Source organism: Xanthomonas albilineans, assembly GCF_002939705.1.
GTDB lineage: Bacteria > Pseudomonadota > Gammaproteobacteria > Xanthomonadales > Xanthomonadaceae > Xanthomonas_A > Xanthomonas_A albilineans.
In genome coordinates this window covers 28,046-48,498 of sequence record NZ_MDCB01000006.1, presented here as the reverse complement: position 1 = coordinate 48,498, position 20,453 = coordinate 28,046, and the positions used below count along the sequence as shown (strand labels likewise).

The window sequence follows — 20,453 nt, the reverse complement described above, 5'->3', positions numbered from 1 at the left end:
AGATTCAATGAATTGGTCGCGCAAAAAATGGGGGAGATGGACTTATTCAGACTTTCCATCGCTTCCTTGTATGTTGTTGCCACCTCCGGCAACACGCTTGATCGGGCTCAATGCGGTGTTGTCGGCTTGGGAGTGTCCCAGCCGCACAGACGTCCCTGGTTTTGCTGTTTGAGCCACTGCTGGATCGGCGCGAAGTATTCCAGTAACGGGCCGGCATCGAGGCGCTCGCTGCCGGTGAGTTCCTTGAGCGTGGCCTGCCAGGGTTGGCTGGCGCCACGTTGCAGTATCGACCAGAATTTCTGCTCGGCTTCCTTGTTGCCGTAGAAGGTGCAGGCGTACAGAGGCCCCTTATGGCCGGCGGCATCGCATAGGCTTTTGTAGAACTGGAATTGCAGGATGTGCGAGAGGAAGTAGCGCGTGTACGGCGTGTTGGCCGGCACGTGGTACTTGGCGCCTGGGTCGAAGAACGCCTCGCCGCGCGGCGCGACCGGGGCCACACCCTGATATTTGGCCTTCAGTTCCCACCACGCCTGATTGTAGCGGTCCGGGCCGATCGAGCCATCGAACACGCCCCAGCGCCAGCGGTCGATCATCAACCCGAACGGCAAGAACGCCACTTTGTTCAACGCCATGCGCATCTGTGTATTGATCAGCGCCTCGCGACTGACTTGCGGCGTCTCGGCTAGGGCGATGGTATGCAGATACTGCGGCGTCAGCGCCAGCACGACGGTGTCGCCGATGGCCTCATGGAAGCCGTCGTTGGCGCCGCTCTGGAACAGTGGCGGTAGCGCGTCGTAGGCTAGGTAGTAATAGACATGCCCCAGTTCGTGGTAGAGGTTGGCGAAGTCTTCTTCGTCCGGTTTGACGCACATTTTGGCGCGCACATCGCCGGCCATGTCCATGTTCCAGGCACTGGCATGGCAATCCACGTCGCGATCCAGTGGCTTGATGAACTGGCTGCGGCTCCAGTAGCTATCGGGTAGCTTGGGCATCGCCAGGGAGTTGTAGAAGTCTTGTGCGTGTTCGTTCATCTGCCGGGCGCTGAGCAACTGCGCTTCGCGTTGTGCCATGAACCGTGCTTCCGCCGAGGTGTCACCGTTACGCCGCGCCAGTGCCGCGCTCAAGTCGCTCTGGTATTGACGCTCCAGCGCATCGGTGATGTCGAGATTGCTGGCATCGCGATAGGGCTGTAACAGGTCCCATAGATTGCTCCAGTCCTGCTGCCACATGTTGCCGAGCAGGTGTGCCGGTAGCAGGCCGCCAGCGACTTCGCCCTTGTCCTTGCCGTATTCGGTGTCGAGTTTACTGCGCGCGTAGCAGTGCAATTGCTCGTACAACGGCTTCACCTGGGCCCACAGCCGGTCGGTCTCGGCGACGAGTTGTGCAGGCGGCATGTCGTAGCCGCTGCGCCACATCGCGCCAGTGTCGGCATAGCCCATCTCGCGCGCGCCTTCGTTGACCAGTTCGACGAAGCGCGGGTAGTCCTTGCGCAACGGTTGTGCGGTGGCGTGCCAGCTTTGCCAGGCGTCCAGTTGTTGATCGTAGTCGCGACTGCGGCGCAGTACCTCTTCCAGTTCGTCCAGTTGCCGGCAGCGGCGCGCATCGCCTTCGCCGCTGCAGGATGTAGCCACCGCATAGGCGCCTTCCATCTTCGCAGCCAGCGCAGTGAGTTCATTCAGCTTGGCCGGGTCGTGTGGTGCAGGCATCGCGGTCATCTGCTTGAGTCGTTGCAGCGCACGTGCGCTGTCGGCCGACATTGGCTGGCCTTGGTAGCGTTTGGCCTGAGCGATCCAGCCGTTGAGCGTGGTCAACCAGCGCGCGTTGGCCTCGGACGCCAGCCGCTGCGTATCGGCGTTGATGTAGGTGGCAGACAGCCATTGCGCCGTGGTCAGTTCCGGGAGCTGCTTGCGGTACTGCTCGTTGATGCGGGCCACGAATTGGTCGGCGCTTTCGCCGATGGCGTGTGGCGTGGCGGGCGCGACATTCTCCGGTGCGGCCTCCTTGCGGCACGCGGACAAGATCAACAAGCTCGCGGCGATGCATAGCCCGAGCAGCGGGTGACGGTGGTTCACGGCGAATCCTTGCAGGGCGGTCTGCAAGGAAGGCTAGTGGGCTGTCCGGTAGGCCGCAAGCACGGCGTTGCGGTGAGCGTGCGCAGTGCGCCCGATAGCGGCGCCGGGAATCGCGCGATCGTGTGGTCGGTCACGAACGCGCTAGTGGTTACTGCGGTTTGATGCAGGATGCGAACAGGTCGCGCGAGCGGTCGTAGACCGAGGTCTTGACTTGCATCAGGCCCAGCACCGAGGAGAACAGGTTGTCTTGATCGGCGTACTGGCGCGACCGGGCTTGCAGACAGGCCATATCCAGGCCGCGCGCATTGGCGAAACCCGGCGAAAACCACATCACCATTGGCACATGGGTCTGCTCCTGCGGCGCGATCGCATAGGGTACCCCGTGCAGATACAGGCCTTTCTCGCCCAGCGATTCGCCGTGGTCGGAGAGATAGATCATCGCGGTGTCGTAGTCGGGCATCGCTTGTAGCGTCTCCACGGTGCGTGCCAGTAGATAGTCGGTATACAGCAGCGAATTGTCGTAGGCGTTAGCGATCAGGCCACGGCTGCAGTTGCCCAGGTCGGCCGTGTCGCAGGTCGGGGTGAAGCGACGGAACGTTGCTGGGTAACGCTCGAAATAGCTGGGGCCGTGGCTGCCGAGCTGATGCAGCACCACCACGCGGTCGCCGGGTTTGGCACGCACCTGTGCGGCCAGGTCTTTCAGCATGATCTCGTCCATGCAGCGTCCGTCCTTGCATAGCTGCGGATCCTTGGCGTCGTCCATGCTCTGCACTGCCAGCCCGTCGCACACGCCTTTGCAGCCAGACTGGTTGTCGCGCCACAGGGTGGTGATGCCGGCGTGTTCGAGCACGTGCAGCAACGACTGGTGTTTCCGGATCGTGCTCTCGTTGTAGTCGTGGCGGCCGAACGGCGAGAACATGCACGGCACCGACACCTCCGTGCTGGTGCCGCACGAGTGCATATCGGGGAAATTGATCACCCCCAGCTTGGCTTGCTCGGGCGTGGTCTGTCGGGCGTAGCTGTTGAGCCCCCAGTTCTGCGCACGCGCGGTTTCGCCCAGCACCACCACCAGCAGCCGCGGCTTGCTGCTGGGCGCACGCGCGGTGGCTTTGGCATCGTGCTCTAGCGGCAGTTTCGGTGCCTTGTGCGTGGGGCTGTCGGACTTGAAGTTCTGTCGCAACGCGACCAAGTAGTTGATCGGGGTGGCCAGATAGCGGATTTCGCGATGGTTGCGCATCATCGCCGATAGATCCTGAAACGACAGCATCGCGCCGATGCCGCCCAGCGCCAGCATGCCTAGCAGGAAGCCGGTGCGGATCGCCAGTGCCTTGACCGGGGAGCGCCGTATCAAGCGGACTCGCCAAAGCACCAGGATCGGCAGCGCGGCATAGAACAGCAGCGGCGCGATCAGCGCCGGCGTCATCAGTTCGCGCGACTCTTTGTGGTCGGTGGCCAGGACGTTGCGCAGCATGTCCGCGTCCAGATAGACGCTGTAGCTGTTCATGTAGTGCGCGGCGAACGCGGTGGTGATCAGCAAGACGGTCAGTATCGGCTTGGCAATACCGCGCCATAGCAGCAAGCCGAGGAGTAGCCCATGCACCGACAGCAGCAGCAGGAACAGCGACACTGCCAGCTTCAGGTCGCCGGAGTGGCTATTCATCGCACTGCGCCAGAACATGCCATTGCAGGCCAGGGCGAAGAACGCGCTGGCCGCCAGCGCGAGCGTTTCGTTGCTCAGTTGCGGGCGCCAGGCCCATCCACGCCCGGAACGGAGGGTGGGGTGGTGCCGGGGAAAGGACGCGCTCATGCAGTGGGCTTTTCCGCAGTGGTTGAGGAGGTGGGGCAGGCGTGTTGCGGCAGCGATGTGCGTGGCCACAGCAATGCACGGTACAACACCAGCGCCACGCCCCAGCACAGCGCCAGCGTCCACAGGTCATGCGACATGAAGTGCGCTCCGCGCAGTTGCTGACCGATGCCGAACAGCAGTCCGGCGCCGAGTCCCAGGGCCAGCGCCGGCCAGCGCCAGCAGGGCTTCAGTGCCAGCGCGGCGAAGTACAGTGCGACCCAGGCGTAACCGGCGCTGGCGTGTCCGGCGGGGAAGCATACCCCGCGCGGCATGTTTGCAGGACGCGGTTCGAACAGGCCGATAAACAGCTGTTCACCGCCGTAGCGGGTCAGGTCCCAGGGGCAATCCATGTCGGTCAGCGACTTCAGCAGGGAGGCCACGCCGGTGCCTAGCCCCACCGCCAGCAGCAGGTACAGCAGCGGCCAGCGGTAGCGCCGGCGGTCGGGATGGCGCCAGGACCACAGCGCCAGCACGGCGGTCATGGCCCAGGCCGCGCAACTGAGCAGCTTGCCATCGTGATGGATCACGCTGCGGGTCAGCGCGACATCGCGCAACGCCCATTGGTAGCCTTCCCAGCGGTAGATCAGGTCGGCGATCCAGAAATCCCCGCCCAGGCCCATCAGCACTGCACTGATCAGCAGCACCAGGGCCAGAGGGACCAACGCATGCCACAGATAGAAGTGCCGCAGTGCGCCGCAGTCGGGTGCTGTTGCGGCGGATAAATGCGGGGGCGTGCTGGACATGAGCGGCAAGCGTGGCCGGTGATGGCGGAGTGAAGGCATGGTCGGATTGTGCGTGTCGGATACTTGTCGGAATAGTGTCGGACAGGTCCTGTTTCAGTTTCGGTTGCGCCACCGGGCGTTGGAGCGTCGGGCCGAATCCTTCAGGGGCGTCGGGTCGATGGTGGGCTGGTGCGGCGCAGTCCGGATATCGAAATGGAGCCGGAGAGGTCTGCCACGTGGTTAAGAGTTTTCGATCGACAACCGCCCTTTCTGACGGTGTTCCGACACGGATCCGCTAGCATTGAGCACTCTGTACTCCAGAATGCGAGCACCCCAATGCGGCTGTTGGTGATAGAAGACAACCGAAATCTGGTTGCGAACTTATTCGACTACTTCGAAGCGCGTGGACATACCTTGGATGCAGCACCGGACGGCGTCACCGGGCTGCATCTGGCGACGACGCAACAGTATGACGCGCTGATTCTGGACTGGATGCTGCCGCGCCTGGACGGACAGCAAGTGCTGCGCGCGCTGCGCGAGGAGCACCAGGCCAACTTGCCGGTGATTATGCTGACCGCACGCGACGAATTGCCGGACAAGATCGCTGGGTTCCGCGCTGGCGCCGACGATTACCTGACCAAGCCGTTCGCGTTGCCGGAACTGGAGGTGCGGCTGGAGGCGCTGCTGGTACGAGCCAACGGCCGCGGTCGCAGCAAGGTGTTGCGGGTGGGCGATCTGCAACTGGATCTGGCGACGCTGGAAGTGACGCGCGGCGGGCGCATCCTGCATCTGTATCCGGCCTGCCGCAAGCTGCTGGAAGTGCTGATGCAGGCCAGTCCGGCGGCGGTCACCCGCGATCGCCTGGAGCATGCACTGTGGGGCGATGAGCCGCCGGACGGCGACATGCTGCGCTCGCATATCTACGATCTGCGCCGCAGTGTCGATGGCCCGTTTGCGGCCAAGCTGATCCATACCCTGCCGCGTATCGGCTACCGCCTGGCCGTGGTGGAATCCAACGAAGATGAGCATGCCGCTTAGGGCGGGATTACGACATCGTCTGACTCTGTGGTTGATCGGGTATGCGGCGCTGCTCTCGTTGGCGGTGTTCGTGCATGGCTACATCGTCAACGCGCAGGCAGAGCAACTGACCTGGCGCTCGCTGCTGACGTTGGAGCTGGAGTATTTCCTGGAGCGCAGCGCAGTCGATCCGCATTACCGCTGGATCGACACCCGTACTGTGAGCCTGTACGGGAATGCCGGCGGCGCGCCATTGCCGCCGGCGGTGGCTGCGCTAGGACCGGGTCTGCACGACGAGGTGCAACTTGCTGGTGGCGAAAAGGTGGTGTTGGTGCGGGACGTACGTGGCCGTCGTTTGGCGCTGGTGCTGGATATCACCGAATTGCACGACCACGAGAACGATCTGGCACTGTGGATGCTGGTGTCCAATGCGTTGGCCATCCTGCTGCTTGGCGGACTGGTGATCTGGGGTATAGGCCGTGTGGTGCAGCCGCTGACCGACATGGCGCAGCACATCGCTCGTCTGCGTCCGGATCACCCCGGTCAGCGCATCGCCGTGCATCCGCGCGCCAGCGCCGAGCAGGTGGTGATTGCCGATGCGTTGAACGACTATCTCGCGCGCAACGACCTGTTCGTCGAGCGCGAGCGTGCTTTTATCGACAGCACCAGTCACGAGTTACGCACGCCGATAGCGGTGATCGGTGGCGCCGCCGAGCTGGCGCTGGAACAGCACGACGTCCCTCCGGGCGTGCGCAACCAGTTGCTACGTATTCGCCGGACCGCCAGCGGCGTTGGTCAGTTGATCTCGCTGCTGCTGATGCTGGCCAAGGATCCGGCGCGGCTGGCACGCGGCAACGATTTGGTGCGCCTGGATCAGTTGTTGCCGGACATTGTCGACGACCACCGTCACCTCTGCGCCGATAAGCGCCTGGAACTGTTGCTGGCGCCATTGCCGCCGTGCGAGGTGCTGATTCCGCTGGCAATCGTGCAGGTGGCGATCGGCAACTTGCTGCGCAATGCGATCGAGAATAGCGACCAAGGCCAGATCCAGATTGCGATGCTGGCGCCTGGTGTGGTCTGCATCGACGACCCCGGCCATGGTATGACCCCGGAAGAGATCAGCAAGATCTACATGCGCATGGCTCGTGGCGGTAGCCGTGAAGGCAGCGGTATCGGCCTGGATCTGATCGCGCGCCTGTGCGAACACCTGGGCTGGGCGTTGCACCTGGATTCGCTGGCCGGCACCGGCACGCGCGCGACCCTGGATCTCAGCAGCGCCTTGAAGTCCCGTACGTCGTAACCGGAGCGGCGCGCTCAGGCTTGTGGGGGCAGCAGTCCGCGCTGCGTTAGCCAGATGCGTGCTTCCTCGGCATCCTGTTCGAACCAGGCTTGTGTGGAGCCGAGCCGGTAGTTGTAGCCCCAGGCATCCATGTCCGCCATCAGCCGCGCGCGGCCGACACCGGGCAGTGCGTCGGCCAGAATGATCTGCAGATAGCAGGCGGCGTCCTCTTCTTCCACCGAGTCGGTGGCGTCGGTATGCACTTGTGCGCGGCGTTGCGGCGATAGCACGATCAAATGGCAGGCCTCGTGCAGCAACGAATGCACCGGTGTGTCGTCGCGTACGTACACGTTGCTGGCGATCACGCCGGCTTCCGGTTCGCCCCAATAACTGCCGGGAATGGCGGCGCCGTCGGGGACATGTTGCAGTGCCAGTGCGTAGCGGGCCAGCAGTGCGCGCGGGGCTTCCAAACCGATTGCGCCGACCGTCAGGACTTCGGTGCTGGAGATGGCCATGGCGGTATCGGTCTGCATTGGCGGTGGACGTGCAGAAAAGGACGTATGAAAGCCAGGCGTGGAGCGCGGATGCAGAGGGAGCATCTCTCGCGGCAGACGCAGGCTGCGCGCGGTGCCGCGACTGTGTACATGGCCGCGGCCGCAGTGCCGATCAGGGCGTCGGCCCTTCCGGCAAGGCCACGGAAATGTCGAGGACATCGTGTTCGCCGTCTTTGACCAGATCCACTTTGACCGCGTCGGCGTCGATGTTCACGTATTTCTTGATCACTTCCAGCAACTCGCGTTGCAACAGCGGCAGATAGTCCGGGCCGCCGCGCTGATTGCGTTCCTGGGCGATGATGATCTGTAGGCGGTTCTTCGCGGTCTCGGCGGTGTTCTTTTTGGCCTTGAGGAAATCGAGTAGTCCCATGCTCACCCTCCGAACAGCTTGTTGAAGAAGCCCTTCTTCTCCACAGAGATGAAACGCATCGGACGTTCTTCGCCGAGAATCCGCGCGACCGCATCGTCGTAGGCCTGTCCAGCCGGGGACTCGCCATCCAGGATCACTGGTTCGCCCTTGTTGGAGGCGTTGAGCACGTCGCCGGATTCGGGGATCACGCCGATCGCCTTCAATCCGAGGACTTCCTGCACATCGGTGATGCTGAGCATTTCCCCGCCTTCCACCCGTGCCGGGCTGTAGCGGGTCAACAGCAGGAACGCAGGCAGGCTCTTGCCGTTCTCGGCCTTGTGGGTCTTGGAGTCGAGCAGGCCGAGGATGCGGTCGGAGTCGCGCACCGACGACACTTCCGGATTGACCACCACCACCGCGCGGTCGGCGAAATACATCGCCAAGAACGCGCCTTTCTCGATGCCGGCGGGCGAGTCGCAGACGATGTAGTCGAAGCCGTCGGCAGCCAGGTCCTTGAGCACCTTCTCCACGCCATCTTGGGTCAGCGCATCCTTGTCGCGGGTTTGCGAAGCCGCCAGTACGAACAAGTTGTCGAAGCGCTTGTCCTTGATCAGCGCCTGCTTCAGCGTGGCCTCGTTGTGTACCACGTTGACGAAGTCGTACACCACGCGACGCTCGCAGCCCATGATCAGGTCGAGGTTGCGCAAGCCCACGTCGAAGTCGATCACGGCGACTTTCTTGCCACGCCGCGCCAAGCCGCACGCCAGGCTTGCGCTGGTGGTGGTCTTGCCGACGCCGCCCTTGCCGGAGGTGACTACGATAATTTCAGCCAAAGGAATGTCTCCTGATATGTTCGTTGTAGGGCCGCGTCAATCTTGCGCGGCAATTTTGATTTCGTCCTGCTCCAGCCAGATCTGCACGGCTTTGCCGCGCAGTTCCTTTGGAACATCGTCCAGTACCTTGTAATTGCCCGCAATGGCGACCAGTTCGGCGCGGAAATCGCGGCAGAAGATCCGCGCGTCGGTGTTGCCCTGTGCGCCGGCCAGCGCGCGGCCGCGCAGGCTGCCATAGATGTGGATGCTGCCGTCGGAGATCACTTCGGCGCCCGCGCCGACCGTCGCCATCACGGTTAGGTCGCAATTCTCCGCATAGAGTTGCTGGCCTGAACGCACGGCCGTCTTCTGCATGCGTCCTGGTTGTGGTCGCGCTACCGGTGCGGGCGGCGGCGAGACCGGCGCTGCGGCTGCGGTCGGCGGACCGCCATCGATGCGCTCGTATTGCGCACGGAACTTGGCCAGCAGCGGCAGGCTTAGCGCCTCCGATAGCGTTTCGATCTCGCGGGTGCCGTAGGCCAGCGCCACCGGCAACACACCGGCCTCGCGCAGCCCGTCCAGCAGGGCTTGCGCGGTGGCGACGTCCGGCGGCTGCGCCAGCCCGCCGAAATCGATGATGACGGCGGCGTGGCCGAAGAGTTTGGGCGCGCGCTGCACGCGTTCGCGCATTTCCTGGCTTAGCCGTGCCACGTCCAACGTGCGCACGCGCAGGTTAGCGATGCCAACCTGGCCGATCTTGAGTTCGCCGGCCTGCTCGAAATCCGGATTTACCGACGACACGCTCAGCTTCCTGTCGGGCGTTGTGCCCGCTGCAGGCGATGAGCGTGGCCGGCCCAGGGCAGTTCGGGCAGCGTTTCGCCGTAGGTCTCGCGGACCCAGGTGTAGCTGCAAAGCTCCTTCAACAGCATGCTTGTACGCACCTCCACTTCGTTCATGGTGTTTTGGCCGACTTCGCGGAAACCGAAGCTGCCATGGAATAGCAGCGCCGCATCGGCGCCGTGGTCGAGGAAAACCTCGCACGCTAATTGCGGGTAGCGCAATTCGGCGTAGCTCTGTACGTCGGCATAGAACGCACGACCGACGCCGCCACCGCGGCGGCGACTGGCCACCACGATGCGGTCGATATAGAAAAATTGTGGATAGCGTTCGCGGAACCAAGCGAAATTGCTGCTGTCGTGGTCGCTATCGCTGCCGAAACCGACCAGAAAACCGGCTAGATTGCCGTCGCGCTCGGCGATGCGGAAGTATTCGGCAGTGTCGTAGAAGTGACGCAGTTTGGTCGAATCCAACGGCAGAATCGCCAGTCCGGCGTTGTTGTTCAGGGCCAGGACGGAATCGAGCTCGTGCTCGCGCACGTCGCGGATGACGATCGACATTGGGACTCCGTTGCGGATACGCGGGCGGCCAGTGCAGGTTGCCGGCGCGTGAGTATCGCACGCGCGAACCGATGCGGCGAGCCGCGAGGGCATGACTTCCGTGGGAGTGCAATGTGCCCCGTTCATTCCTAAGATGCGGAAATGTTGGGAAACCTCAGTCATACCCGCGTCCTGCGCTATGCCGGCCTGTTCACTTGGGCCATCATCGCCATGCCGCTGGTCTACAGTTATCTGGTGCCGATCGAAGACGGGGTCCAGCCGGCCGGTCACGAGGTCCACTGGGTGTTCGCAGCTTACCTCGGGTTTGGGATCAGCTATTTCTGGCTTACCCGTGGGCTGAGCAGCGGCGGGTACAGCCGCTGGTACGACCGGTTGATCCTGCTGCTGTTGACCGGCTTCGCGCTCGCCGTGAGCTACTTCAATGGTTCCGGCCTGGGCAGCATCATGATGATGGTCACCGCCGGGGTGATCCCGTGGATGCTGCCGACGCGGATCGGCGTGGTCTGGCTGTTGCTGAGTCAGTTGGCGGTGTTGCCGGTGTACCACCTGATCATGCAGTTCCCGCTGTTCGACTCGCTGATGCAGTCGTTGTTGTACGGTGGTTTTTGTGTGTTCATTTTTGTCACTGGCCTGGTCGCGCGGCAGCAGACCGAGGCGCGTGAGCAGCAGCGTCAGCTCAACGCCGAACTGCGCGCGACCCGCGCGCTGCTGGCCGAAAGCGCCCGGGTCAACGAGCGCACCCGCATCTCCCGCGAACTACACGACCTGCTCGGGCACCACCTGACCGCGCTGAGCCTGAACCTGGAGGTGGCCGGCCATATCACCGAGGGGCGTGCCCAGGAGCATGTACAGCAGGCGCACACCCTGGCCAAGCTGTTGTTGACTGACGTGCGCGAGGCGGTCAGTCAACTGCGCGACAGCGGTGCGATCGATCTGGCCGCAGCCTTGCGGCCGTTGGCTGAGCGGGTGCCGGACCTACAGATTCACCTGCACGTGGAAGAGCCGCTGACGGTGGAGGATCCCGAGCGCGCGCACGTTTTGTTGCGTTGTACCCAGGAGATCATCACCAATGCGGTACGTCACGCGTGGGCCAAAAACCTGTGGATCCGTGTGAGTCGCGATGGTCCGCAGGTGGTGATCCAGGCCTGCGACGACGGACGTGGTTGCCAGACTTTGCTGCCCGGCAACGGCTTGCGCGGCATGCGCGAGCGCTTGAGCCAGTGCGGCGGTGACCTGGAGATCGAGGCGTCGTCGGGCGCGGGTTTCCGCTTGCGTGCCGTGGTTCCTGTGGGTGTCACGCTCGCGCTGCTGTTGCCCGTCGTTCTCCCTGGAGTGCTGTGATGATTCGTGTGTGTCTGGTTGATGACCAAACTCTTGTACGGCAGGGCATTCGCTCGCTGCTAGCCCTCGATGGCGGCATTGAGGTTGTGGCCGAGGCTTGCGACGGTCGCCAGGCGGTGGATCTGATTCCGCAGGTCAGTCCCGATGTGGTGCTGATGGATATGCGGATGCCGGCGATGTCCGGGCTGGAGGCGTTGCAGTTGCTGTCGCGCGCCGCGGCGCTGCCGCCGACCATCATTTTGACCACCTTTGACGACGATCAGTTGGTGCTGGCTGGGCTGAAGGCCGGTGCCAAGGGCTACCTGCTCAAGGATGTATCTCTGGAGCAGCTGGTCGGCGCGATCCGCACCGTGGCCGCGGGCGGATCGTTGGTGCAGCCGGTGGTGACCCAGCGCCTGCTGTCTGGCTTGGAGCAAATGCGCAACGATTTCGTCAGCCTGGATCGTCCGGATCCACTGACCGACCGTGAGACCGAGATCCTGCGGTTGATGGCCAGCGGATTTTCCAACAAGGAGATCGCCAACTCGTTGGGCGTGGCCGAGGGAACGATCAAAAACCATGTCTCCAACATTCTCTCCAAGCTCGGCGTGCGCGATCGCACTCGGGCTGTGCTGAAAGCGTTCGAGTTGCAGTTGGTCTGAGCAGATCCTGCGGCGCGATCGCTCCGTCCGGTGCCGATATGCGGGGTTCAGGTGGGGCGGCAGGGTGTGTTCACGCTGCCGCCTTCAGTCCTTGCTCAGTGGATTGGTCTGTCGCGGGAGCGGTGGTCTTGTTGGTACTGCGTCATGCGGCCACGTTGTCAGACGTTGGCTTACGTGCCGTTGCGCGTCACTGTCCGGCGCTGTGTCGGTTGCAATGGTCTGGTCGTGCGTGCCAGTGCCATGCGTGCCGCTGCGTGCGAGCGCCGGGGCGGCAGTGGCAGTGGATGGCGTGTCATTCCGTGATGGGCTGACCACGGGGGGAGCGAAGCCTGCTAGGATAAGGGCTTCGCTTCATCAACCCGGCCGTGGGATCGGCCCCGGAGACCTGCTGAATGACCCGTATTATCGAATTCCTGATCGCCCTGGGGATCGTGGCTGGCCTGTTTGTTATCCTTGGCTTGGTGTTGCCTTCGGAGCGTCACATGTCCGAAAGCGTCGAGACCAATCGGCGCATGACCATTGTCTATGACACCTTGAACAGTCTGCGGCGGTTCAAGGACTGGAATCCTCTGGTGCTGCGTGACCCCCACGTCGATCTGAAGCTTTCCGGCCCGGAAGCGGGCGTCGGTGCGCGTCTGGATTACACCTCCAAGGAGGGGTACATCGGCAAGGGAAGCTGGGTCATCACCTCGACCGAGAAGGATAAGGACGTCGTCATCGCCATCGAAGACGAGACCAAGGGCAAGGACAAGACCACGACCTTCAAGCTGGAATCGACCGGCAAGAACGGCCGTAACGTGAAGATTACCCAGGACTACTCGGTGCGTTACGGCTGGGACCTGCTGGGCCGTTACGCCGGTCTGTACGTGAGTCGTCACGTCGGTGACGATATCAAGCTGGGTCTGTCGCGTCTGACCAACGTCCTGGCCAGCGTGCCGAACGTGGACTACCGGTCCGAAGATACTCCTCTGACGGATCTTAAGGTCGTCGACGTTCCCGCCGAGGATCTGCTGGTGGTCAACGCGGGCAACATCGACCGCGATAACGACTCCATCAAGAAGTCGATCAAGGACAACCAGGAGTGGATCAAGCGCGTGATGGAGGCCAATGGCCTGGAAGCGGCGGGTCCGTTGCGCATCGTCACCACCGATTTCGGTTCCGACAAGTACGCCTTTGACGTTGCCCAACCGGTGCGCAAGCGTGCTGGCGGCGCGGCCAAGTCCGACAAGTCCGAAGACAAGAAGTCTGGAGATAAAAAGAAAGACGACGCGAAGAAAGACGACGCGCCGGCTGCGCCGGTCGATGCGACCCCGGTCGCCGCGGTAGGCGAGCCGCTGAAGGTGACCATCCCGCAGGGGGCTCCGGTGACCTATACGCGCACCGAAGCGCACCGCTCGGCGTTCGCCAGCTATGTCGGCCACATGGCCGGTCTGGATACGGCGCGTAATGCGGTCCGTGCCTGGGCCGCGACCAGCGGTTACGAGGTGACCGACCGTCCATACGAAGCCTGGAAGGGTGGCGTTGATAAGGCGTTTACGCCGGATGGCAGTTACGACATCTATTGGGCGATCAAGTAAGTCCTGAACGGATGCAATGAGTGAACCCGGAACGCGCCGCATCTTGCGGCGCGTTCTGTTTATGGGGTGTTGCAAATGGTTGCTCTACCCCGGAGGAGAATGTAAATGCTGACTTTCGATCGCCGCTCGCGTGGGCCATCCTGGCTATCCAGCATCGGCGCGCTGTTGGCAGCCGTTGCCATCGGCCTGTCCGCTTACGCCGCACATGCGGCCCTTGTGCCGCTGGCGCAATCGCATCTGCAGACGGCGGCGTTGTATGCCTTCGGTCATGGGCTGGCGTTGGCGGCGCTTGGCCGCCGCAACGAACGGATGCTTGCGCATGTCGCGTTATGCCTGTTGCTGCTGGGAACCTTGCTGTTCTCGGGTAGTCTGGCCGGCAATGCACTGGCGCAATGGCCGACGCGGCTGGCACCAATCGGTGGCGTCACCCTGATGTTGGGCTGGCTGCTGTGGGCGATGGATGCATTGCGGCGCTGAGGTGTCCCGGACCGTGGCATGGCGTCGGTGCTTGCCTGAGGAACGTGGTGCGATCACTGCTGTGGCGGAGCGCCTGCGAGCAGCAGCTCGTGGTTCAACCGTGACCGTTGCGAGAATGTGAAGTGCCGCGCTTGCTGCAAGTCACGGTGGTGCTGGAAGCTGTCGCGCACTGCGCTGAGAGTGCCGCAGTGGTGTTGTGGTCATTCCTCGGCGAGGTGCGCCAGCCGGGTCGGTGTCGTCGGCGATTTGGAGGGGCGGCGCAACGTGTTGAGTGTCCGCGCTTGCCGTTGTCTGGCAACGTGCGGAATTAGCGGTCGTGCCATTGGCGCGGCGGTATGGCGGGCCAGCCATGGTGCGGTGCGACTGCCGTCAGTGTCCGTTGCGTCGCGCACGTGCCGTGCGGTCGCTCAGGCTGATGAGGTGTCCTGCCAGCACCAATGCCAGGGTTCGTAGACGATGCCATGCGGATTATCGCGCGGATAACTCATTCGGTAGCCGAAGCTGCTGGCGTGCGTGCGCAGCCAGGCGAAGGCGTGGGTGCGTTCGAAGCTTTCCTCTGCCGGCGGTTCGCCCGGTGTGCCGATGTCCAGCGCATGGCCGCTGTGGTGTTCGCTGAAACCGGGAGCGGCGTTGACCGCGAGGATCTGCGCCAGACTCAGTCCACGTGCGGCCTTGCGCGCGAAGATGCCGAGTTGGTAGTCGTGACTGCGGTAGCCGGAAATCGCCTCCAGCACGACGCCATCGCGTGTGGCGGCGTGGCGCAGCGCCCGCCACGCGCGTGCGGCACCCGCGCTCAGCCAGAGTGGTCGCGCATAGCGGTCGCGGCCAGCGGCGTGCAGGCTGCTCGGTTCCGGTTGCAGTGTCAGCCCGGTGCGCTGGGCATAGTCCTCGGCCTTCAGGCCAAGTCCGGCCAGACGCTGTTGCAGCGCGGTCAGCGGCAGCCATGCGGTATCGGTTGGTATCCGCTTGTAGTGTGCGGGCAGCGCATCGAGACGGTCCAGTGCCGCTTCGATGCCTGGCTCGTGCATCAATCGTGGCACCAGCGCCCGTAGCCCATGTGCGGTTGCCGTCGCCAGATAGCGACCGTCGCGCTTGCGTCGCAGCAGCCAGATCGCCTGTGCGAGCTGGCGCGCATCGGCGTTGCCGCGCGCGCGCAGCAGCGCGGCCGGCAGCAGTTCGATGGCGTCGGTGTTGAGCAATAGGGGAGGCATGGCGCGCATCGGCACAGAGTAGAGCCAAGTCGTGCGCAGGGCCAGTTGGCGCGCGGGGATGGGGTGCCGATGGTTCGGTGTTGTCGGTCGTCGCGGTTGCCGTGGCGCACTCAGCGGCACACGTGGCGACTGTTGCTTGCCCCATTGACGCTGGCTTGCGCTGTCGCAGCGGCTTGTAGATCCTGCAGCAGTTGCCGTGGTTGTTCGACGCTGAGTAGCAGCCAGCGTCCGTCTTGCAGTGGGATGGCCAGTATACGGTCGGCGGTGATCAGGCAGAACGCTTTATGGCTGTCGCGAGTCCGGTAGTAGCCGGCGTGGAAACCGGGATAGCCGAAGCCCAGTGTCTTGAAGGTGGGTTTGAATCCGTTGTGTTCGGATAGCGCGATGATGCGTGCATCGTTCGGACGCATGGACGCGACCGGGACGCGTCGGCTGAGGAAGGTCGCGCGCACCTGCAGCACGTTGCCGCGTAGATGCACGCGTCGTTGGGTGAAGGCGATGCTGGCGCCGACCCCGATCAGCGCCACCAGGCCGATGCAAGGCAGGATGGTGGCGGGATGCTGTTCATGCAGTGCGGCCACGCTGGTGATTGCGGTTACGGCGAACAGCGGCAGCCACAGCCACACCACCAGACCGAGCGGGTGCGGTGGGATGACGGGATAGCATCGTTCCTGCACGGGAGACAAATGCTGGTTCATCGCGATGCTCCGGATGTGGCGGATAAGGCGTGGCCCCATGCGGTGCCACCGACCCAGGCGGCAAGGACCAGGGCAGGCACGCCGGAGAGTGCCAATGCCAATGGTGCGAACGCAGCATGCATCGCCATCGGTGCGTCAGTACAGCGAACCGGTGTTGACGATCGGCTGGGTACCGCGATCCGAACACAGCACAGTCAGCAGGTTACTGACCATGTGCGCTTTGCGTTCGGTGTCCAGTTCCACCACGCCGTTTTTATGCAATTCGGCCAGCGCCATCTCGACCATGCCCACCGCCCCGGCGACGATGCGGGTGCGTGCGGCGATCACCGCGTTGGCCTGCTGTCGTTGCAGCATCGCATGGGCGATTTCCGGTGCGTAGGCAAGGTGGCTGATGCGCGCTTCGATCACGTCCACCCCAGCCTGGGTCAGGCGCTCGTCGAGGTGACGCTTGAGCTGCTCGCTGATTTCGTTGGGATGGCTGCGCAGCGAGATCTGCCCGTCTTCGTGCTGATCGTAGGGATAGCTGGTGGCCATCGCACGCAGCGCCGCCTCGGATTGGATGTGTACGAAACGCTCGTAGTCGTCGACGTTGTAGACCGCTTCGGCGGCGTCCATCACCTGCCACACGATCACCGCACCGATTTCGATCGGGCTGCCGTCCAGTTCGTTGACCTTGAGCCGGCCGCTTTCGAAATTGCGCGCGCGTTGGCTGATCTTGCGTTTGTTGTAGAAGGGCGTGTTCCAGCGCAGACCGGCGTCTTTGACGGTGCCGATGTACTTGCCGAACAGGCTCAGCACGGCGGCCTGATTTGGTTCCAGGGTGTACAGGCCGGCCAACAGGAACACGCCGATGCTTAGGATCGGCAGGATGCACAGCAAGGTGAGCGGCATGGCGGATGGCCGCAGTGCGGCTGTCGCGACGAGCGTGCCGGCGCTCATCAGTAACACCGCGACGATGCCTGCGATCATCGGGATGCCGGGTAGGGAGGAACGGGGCTGCTCTTTCATGGTTGGCGTCCTTGTGGGTGAGCTTGGCGCGCGTTGCGCCTTCTGGAAAGATAGCGTTTTGATATCAGTATATGGCGATGTTGTTTGCTGGGTGAGCGTGCCCATGGAAGCCTCGGCGCCATGTGCCTCTGGTGATTGCACACGGCGCACGCTTGCTGCGACAGCGTGCCGCCGACGCGGACGCACTAGCCGTTGAAGATCTGCACCGGCGTGGCGAAGCTGGCCAGATAATGGGTGCCGGCGGCGATATCGCCGCGGTAGGTGCCGGGTGTCTCGACAATACAGCGCTTGCCCACGCGCACGCCTGCGGCGATGGCGACCTGCCGTCCCAGGGTCGCGTGGCTGCCGATGCTGGCGTCGGCGCCGACGAATGCGCCCGCATCGATCCACGCGCCGTTACCGACTTTGACGCCGTGTTCCAGCACCGCCGCCGTGCCGATCCAGCTATTGAAGCCGATGTCGCAGTGCGGGCCGACGATCGCGCCGGCGCCGATCATGCCGTTTTCGCCGATCCTGGCGCTGGCGGCAAGGTGCGCGCCACGGCAGATCAGCGGTGGCATCTTGAAGCTGCGTGCCTTGAGTTCGCCCATCAGTTCCTGACGGCGGAGATTGAGGAACTGCGCGTCCCAGGCGACGAAAGCGGTGGCACCGCTGCCATGTAGGGTGTACAGGGCATCCAGGTCGAAGCGGTAGTCCTTGCCTTGCGCGATGTCCACCGGGTGCAGCACGGTGTCCGGGGCCGCCTCGGCCCATGCCGCGAGCGCCCAGCGCAGCAACCCACCGCTGCCGATCACGTACTTTTCACAGGACATGCCGTCCCTCCATGACATCCATGTACCAACGTTCGACCTGCATGTTGATGTGATCGTAGTCGCCCAGCACGGCGCGTGGCGTGTCCGCGCGTAGTCCCGATTGCACCTGCTCCATTACGTCGATGTCCTCGCGCAATACTTTTTCTGCGCCATGCAGATGTCCCAGCAGCACCGCGTCGGAACCGGGGTAGCGGCCCTTCTTGCGTGCGGTGACGTAGTAAACGATCAGCTCGGTGCGTTGTGCGGACACCGGCTGGTGGTGCTCGATGATGAAGGAGTAACCACCGGATCCCGATGCGATATGCAGGTTCGGATACAACAGCCAGTTCAGATACCAGTCGTCGCTGCCGAAGCGTTCGACGTTGTCGTGCCAGGCGTAGTGCGGCAGCGCGAGCAGCGGTTCGTTGAGGCCACCGCCGCTGAACCCGCGCAAGCGCGCCATGTGCTGCTCCGGCGAGGCGCTGCCTTCAGCATGATAGCGACGCGCCTCGGCGATGCCGGTCGCGTCCATCTGCACCTGAAACTTCACTTGTTGCGCCAGTGTGCGTGCATGCACGAAGCGCGGGTGCAGTGCATCGCGCAGGTTTTCGTAAGCGAGTTTCCAGTTGCAATGTGCCTGGAAGGTCGCGACCAGCACTTCCTCGTCGAACTGTTCCGATGCCGCCCGCAGCATGTCCAGTGCCGACAGCGAGAACTGCGACTCCAGCGGCAGCGGTGTGGCGGATACGTTCACGAACACCAGGTTGCCGATGCAGGCCAGGGCGAAGCGACGCAGCCGCAGGCAGGCGCGCGCATCGGGCGGCAATCGGTAGGCTTCGTCGTGGAAGGGGATGTGCTCCACGCCGCCATCGGCACCGTAGCGCCAGCCGTGATAGCCGCAGACCAGCGGTCGTACGCCCTGTGCTTGTTCCTGCAAGGGTTTTTGCCGATGCAGGCACACGTTGTCGAACGCCCGCAGTTCGCCATCGATGTTCTGCACGACGACATCCACCCCGCACACCGTGCGTCGGACGAAGGCGTTGGGCTTGTTCAGCAGCATGCGTGGGGCCACGAACTGCCACAGCGGGGTCATCAGGCGTTCGCGCTCGCGTGCGAACCAGGTTTCGTCGATGTAGGCCGCAGCCGGCATCAGCGAGTACATGCACGGCTCCGGTGCGTCGGTTGCGCGATCGCTGGTCCGCGTAAGCGGCGGGGTACACGTCGGGACGAGCGGATGCTGCGCGCGTGGCGATGCCCGGCAGTGCGGTGTGTCATGGCGGCGTCCCTAAGGTCGGTACAGAAGATAGCATTCCGATAGCATTCCGTTGGTGTGCATCGGCTGCCGCGAACCGCCTTCGGCAGGGCCGCCGCGCCGGGACGTAGAATGGCGCCCCCTCTTCGTGCAGGTACCGTTGTCTATGGTCACTCTGGGAACCCCGTTGTCCGCTTCTGCCACCCGCGTGTTGCTGCTTGGTTCGGGCGAACTGGGCAAGGAAGTGGCGATCGAACTGCAGCGCTTCGGGGTGGAGGTGATTGCGGTGGACCGCTACGCCGATGCGCCGGCGATGCAGGTCGCGCACCGCAGCCACGTGATCGACATGCTCGATCCGATGGCGTTGCAAGATCTGATTGCGCGCGAGTGTCCGCACCTGATCGTGCCGGAGATCGAGGCGATCCACACCGAGACGCTGGTGGCGCTGGAGCGCGACCATGGCCAGCGGGTGATCCCCACGGCACGCGCGGCGCGACTGACCATGGACCGCGAAGGCATCCGTCGCCTGGCCGCCGAAACGCTGCACTTGCCGACCTCGCCGTACCGCTTCGTCGATACGCCCGAACAGTACCGCGCGGCGATCGCCGCGGTGGGCCTGCCGTGCGTGGTCAAGCCGGTGATGTCGTCCTCGGGCAAGGGCCAGAGCACACTGCGCAGCGAGGCCGAGATCGAGGCGGCGTGGGAGTACGCGCAGACCGGCGGCCGTGCCGGCGCCGGTCGCTGCATCGTGGAGGGCTTTATCGACTTCGACTATGAAATCACCCTGTTGACCGTGCGTCACGCTGGCGGCACGACGTTCTGCGATCCAATCGGGCATTGGCAGCAGGATGGCGATTACCGCGAGAGTTGGCAACCGCAACCGATGTCGGCGCTGGCCCTGCAGCGCGCGCAGGAGATCGCGCACGCGGTCACCGACGCACTTGGCGGCTGGGGTCTGTTTGGCGTGGAATTGTTCGTCAAGGGCGACCATGTCTGGTTCAGCGAGGTGTCGCCGCGCCCGCACGATACCGGCCTGGTCACGCTGATATCGCAGGAGCTGAGCGAATTCGCGCTGCATGCGCGTGCGATTCTCGGCCTGCCGATTCCGACGATCCGCCAGCACGGGCCGTCGGCTTCGTGCGCGCTGCTGGCGCACGGCGATGGCGTTCCCTTGTTCGGCAATGTCGAGGCGGCACTCCAGGTTGCTGACACCGCGTTGCGCCTGTTCGGCAAGCCGAGCGTGCACGGTCACCGCCGCGTGGGCGTGACTCTGGCGCGTGGTGCCGACATCGCGCAGGCGCGGCAGATCGCACGGGATGCGGCGGCGGCGCTGCACATCCAATTGCGCGCTTGAGCCGCGCCTGCGCGGGGCGTGTGCGCGACGTGGCCTTGGCGCTTGGATCAGGGCC

The 20,453-nt window shown here is 63.8% G+C and carries 20 protein-coding genes; 7 read left to right on the top strand and 13 right to left on the bottom strand.

Features of this window, described 5'->3' with window-relative positions:
- Positions 1-107: 107 nt before the first annotated feature.
- From XalbCFBP2523_RS07325 to XalbCFBP2523_RS07315, 3 genes are all read right to left on the bottom strand, one after another.
- Positions 108-2,072, bottom strand: a complete 1,965-nt coding sequence (locus XalbCFBP2523_RS07325; RefSeq protein ID WP_045766648.1) for a M2 family metallopeptidase — start codon at positions 2,070-2,072, stop codon at positions 108-110.
- A 148-nt stretch (positions 2,073-2,220) separates the two neighbouring features.
- Positions 2,221-3,879, bottom strand: coding sequence for a phosphoethanolamine transferase (locus XalbCFBP2523_RS07320; protein WP_045765434.1), 1,659 nt, complete (start codon positions 3,877-3,879; stop codon positions 2,221-2,223).
- Positions 3,876-4,661, bottom strand: a complete 786-nt coding sequence (locus tag XalbCFBP2523_RS07315) for a phosphatase PAP2 family protein (protein WP_045765435.1) — start codon at positions 4,659-4,661, stop codon at positions 3,876-3,878. Before XalbCFBP2523_RS07315 ends, XalbCFBP2523_RS07320 begins: the two co-directional genes overlap by 4 nt.
- A gap of 315 nt (positions 4,662-4,976) precedes the next feature.
- On the opposite strand from XalbCFBP2523_RS07315, the gene XalbCFBP2523_RS07310 reads away from it, so the two are divergent.
- Positions 4,977-5,678: a response regulator transcription factor gene (locus tag XalbCFBP2523_RS07310; protein ID WP_012915418.1), complete on the top strand. Its 702-nt coding sequence runs from the start codon at positions 4,977-4,979 to the stop codon at positions 5,676-5,678.
- Positions 5,668-6,957, top strand: a complete 1,290-nt coding sequence (locus XalbCFBP2523_RS07305) for a sensor histidine kinase (protein ID WP_045765436.1) — start codon at positions 5,668-5,670, stop codon at positions 6,955-6,957. Before XalbCFBP2523_RS07310 ends, XalbCFBP2523_RS07305 begins: the two co-directional genes overlap by 11 nt.
- A 14-nt stretch (positions 6,958-6,971) precedes the next feature.
- On the opposite strand, the gene XalbCFBP2523_RS07300 is transcribed toward XalbCFBP2523_RS07305, so the two are convergent.
- The 5 genes from XalbCFBP2523_RS07300 to XalbCFBP2523_RS07280 all read right to left on the bottom strand — a co-directional run bounded on the left by XalbCFBP2523_RS07300 (position 6,972) and on the right by XalbCFBP2523_RS07280 (position 10,048).
- Entirely contained in the window at positions 6,972-7,469 is a 498-nt protein-coding gene (locus XalbCFBP2523_RS07300) for a hypothetical protein (protein ID WP_045765437.1), read from the bottom strand.
- Between the two features lie 133 nt (positions 7,470-7,602).
- Positions 7,603-7,860 carry a cell division topological specificity factor MinE gene (gene minE / locus XalbCFBP2523_RS07295; protein WP_012915421.1) on the bottom strand — a complete coding sequence of 86 codons (258 nt, stop codon included), beginning with the start codon at positions 7,858-7,860 and terminating at the stop codon, positions 7,603-7,605.
- A 2-nt stretch (positions 7,861-7,862) separates the two neighbouring features.
- Complete coding sequence (gene minD, locus XalbCFBP2523_RS07290) at positions 7,863-8,672, bottom strand: septum site-determining protein MinD (RefSeq protein ID WP_012915422.1); 810 nt, start codon at positions 8,670-8,672, stop codon at positions 7,863-7,865.
- Between the two features lie 36 nt (positions 8,673-8,708).
- A complete protein-coding gene (gene minC, locus XalbCFBP2523_RS07285; protein WP_045765438.1) occupies positions 8,709-9,452 on the bottom strand; it encodes a septum site-determining protein MinC in 744 nt (247 codons plus the stop codon).
- Between the two features lie 2 nt (positions 9,453-9,454).
- Entirely contained in the window at positions 9,455-10,048 is a 594-nt protein-coding gene (locus tag XalbCFBP2523_RS07280) for a GNAT family N-acetyltransferase (protein WP_012915424.1), read from the bottom strand.
- A 141-nt stretch (positions 10,049-10,189) separates the two neighbouring features.
- On the opposite strand from XalbCFBP2523_RS07280, the gene XalbCFBP2523_RS07275 reads away from it, so the two are divergent.
- From XalbCFBP2523_RS07275 to XalbCFBP2523_RS07260, 4 genes are all read left to right on the top strand, one after another.
- Positions 10,190-11,389 (top strand): sensor histidine kinase, encoded by a 1,200-nt coding sequence (locus XalbCFBP2523_RS07275; protein ID WP_045765439.1) that lies wholly within the window; start codon positions 10,190-10,192, stop codon positions 11,387-11,389.
- Entirely contained in the window at positions 11,389-12,030 is a 642-nt protein-coding gene (locus XalbCFBP2523_RS07270; RefSeq protein WP_012915426.1) for a response regulator, read from the top strand. Before XalbCFBP2523_RS07275 ends, XalbCFBP2523_RS07270 begins: the two co-directional genes overlap by 1 nt.
- A 392-nt stretch (positions 12,031-12,422) precedes the next feature.
- Positions 12,423-13,607, top strand: coding sequence for a polyketide cyclase (locus XalbCFBP2523_RS07265; RefSeq protein WP_012915427.1), 1,185 nt, complete (start codon positions 12,423-12,425; stop codon positions 13,605-13,607).
- Positions 13,608-13,712: 105 nt separating this feature from the next.
- A complete protein-coding gene (locus tag XalbCFBP2523_RS07260; RefSeq protein ID WP_045760506.1) occupies positions 13,713-14,084 on the top strand; it encodes a DUF423 domain-containing protein in 372 nt (123 codons plus the stop codon).
- A 407-nt stretch (positions 14,085-14,491) separates the two neighbouring features.
- On the opposite strand, the gene XalbCFBP2523_RS07255 is transcribed toward XalbCFBP2523_RS07260, so the two are convergent.
- From XalbCFBP2523_RS07255 to XalbCFBP2523_RS07235, 5 genes are all read right to left on the bottom strand, one after another.
- A complete protein-coding gene (locus XalbCFBP2523_RS07255) occupies positions 14,492-15,304 on the bottom strand; it encodes a M15 family metallopeptidase (protein WP_045756752.1) in 813 nt (270 codons plus the stop codon).
- Positions 15,305-15,405: 101 nt separating this feature from the next.
- Entirely contained in the window at positions 15,406-15,993 is a 588-nt protein-coding gene (locus tag XalbCFBP2523_RS07250) for a hypothetical protein (RefSeq protein ID WP_104629928.1), read from the bottom strand.
- A 135-nt stretch (positions 15,994-16,128) separates the two neighbouring features.
- On the bottom strand, positions 16,129-17,001 hold the full coding sequence (locus XalbCFBP2523_RS07245; RefSeq protein ID WP_045765441.1) for an SPFH domain-containing protein: 873 nt from the start codon (positions 16,999-17,001) through the stop codon (positions 16,129-16,131).
- A 185-nt stretch (positions 17,002-17,186) separates the two neighbouring features.
- Positions 17,187-17,813 (bottom strand): DapH/DapD/GlmU-related protein, encoded by a 627-nt coding sequence (locus XalbCFBP2523_RS07240; RefSeq protein WP_045765442.1) that lies wholly within the window; start codon positions 17,811-17,813, stop codon positions 17,187-17,189.
- Positions 17,803-18,954 (bottom strand): aromatic ring-hydroxylating oxygenase subunit alpha, encoded by a 1,152-nt coding sequence (locus tag XalbCFBP2523_RS07235; RefSeq protein WP_045765443.1) that lies wholly within the window; start codon positions 18,952-18,954, stop codon positions 17,803-17,805. Before XalbCFBP2523_RS07235 ends, XalbCFBP2523_RS07240 begins: the two co-directional genes overlap by 11 nt.
- A 256-nt stretch (positions 18,955-19,210) precedes the next feature.
- Here XalbCFBP2523_RS07235 and purT point away from each other — a divergent pair, with 256 nt between their 5' ends.
- Positions 19,211-20,398 (top strand): formate-dependent phosphoribosylglycinamide formyltransferase, encoded by a 1,188-nt coding sequence (purT, locus tag XalbCFBP2523_RS07230; protein ID WP_045765444.1) that lies wholly within the window; start codon positions 19,211-19,213, stop codon positions 20,396-20,398.
- Positions 20,399-20,453 lie beyond the last annotated feature (55 nt).

What these genes read in the sequence shown, in the direction of transcription:
- XalbCFBP2523_RS07320 (WP_045765434.1), bottom strand. Translation starts at nt 3,879, where the DNA reads ATGAGCGCGTCCTTTCCCCGGCACCACCCCACCCTCCGTTCCGGGCGT.
- XalbCFBP2523_RS07315 (WP_045765435.1), bottom strand. Translation starts at nt 4,661, where the DNA reads ATGTCCAGCACGCCCCCGCATTTATCCGCCGCAACAGCACCCGACTGC.
- XalbCFBP2523_RS07310 (WP_012915418.1), top strand. Translation starts at nt 4,977, where the DNA reads ATGCGGCTGTTGGTGATAGAAGACAACCGAAATCTGGTTGCGAACTTA.
- XalbCFBP2523_RS07305 (WP_045765436.1), top strand. Translation starts at nt 5,668, where the DNA reads ATGCCGCTTAGGGCGGGATTACGACATCGTCTGACTCTGTGGTTGATC.
- XalbCFBP2523_RS07300 (WP_045765437.1), bottom strand. Translation starts at nt 7,469, where the DNA reads ATGCAGACCGATACCGCCATGGCCATCTCCAGCACCGAAGTCCTGACG.
- minE (WP_012915421.1), bottom strand. Translation starts at nt 7,860, where the DNA reads ATGGGACTACTCGATTTCCTCAAGGCCAAAAAGAACACCGCCGAGACC.
- XalbCFBP2523_RS07280 (WP_012915424.1), bottom strand. Translation starts at nt 10,048, where the DNA reads ATGTCGATCGTCATCCGCGACGTGCGCGAGCACGAGCTCGATTCCGTC.
- XalbCFBP2523_RS07275 (WP_045765439.1), top strand. Translation starts at nt 10,190, where the DNA reads ATGTTGGGAAACCTCAGTCATACCCGCGTCCTGCGCTATGCCGGCCTG.
- XalbCFBP2523_RS07270 (WP_012915426.1), top strand. Translation starts at nt 11,389, where the DNA reads ATGATTCGTGTGTGTCTGGTTGATGACCAAACTCTTGTACGGCAGGGC.
- XalbCFBP2523_RS07265 (WP_012915427.1), top strand. Translation starts at nt 12,423, where the DNA reads ATGACCCGTATTATCGAATTCCTGATCGCCCTGGGGATCGTGGCTGGC.
- XalbCFBP2523_RS07260 (WP_045760506.1), top strand. Translation starts at nt 13,713, where the DNA reads ATGCTGACTTTCGATCGCCGCTCGCGTGGGCCATCCTGGCTATCCAGC.
- XalbCFBP2523_RS07255 (WP_045756752.1), bottom strand. Translation starts at nt 15,304, where the DNA reads ATGCGCGCCATGCCTCCCCTATTGCTCAACACCGACGCCATCGAACTG.
- XalbCFBP2523_RS07250 (WP_104629928.1), bottom strand. Translation starts at nt 15,993, where the DNA reads ATGAACCAGCATTTGTCTCCCGTGCAGGAACGATGCTATCCCGTCATC.
- XalbCFBP2523_RS07245 (WP_045765441.1), bottom strand. Translation starts at nt 17,001, where the DNA reads ATGAAAGAGCAGCCCCGTTCCTCCCTACCCGGCATCCCGATGATCGCA.
- XalbCFBP2523_RS07240 (WP_045765442.1), bottom strand. Translation starts at nt 17,813, where the DNA reads ATGTCCTGTGAAAAGTACGTGATCGGCAGCGGTGGGTTGCTGCGCTGG.
- XalbCFBP2523_RS07235 (WP_045765443.1), bottom strand. Translation starts at nt 18,954, where the DNA reads ATGTACTCGCTGATGCCGGCTGCGGCCTACATCGACGAAACCTGGTTC.
- purT (WP_045765444.1), top strand. Translation starts at nt 19,211, where the DNA reads ATGGTCACTCTGGGAACCCCGTTGTCCGCTTCTGCCACCCGCGTGTTG.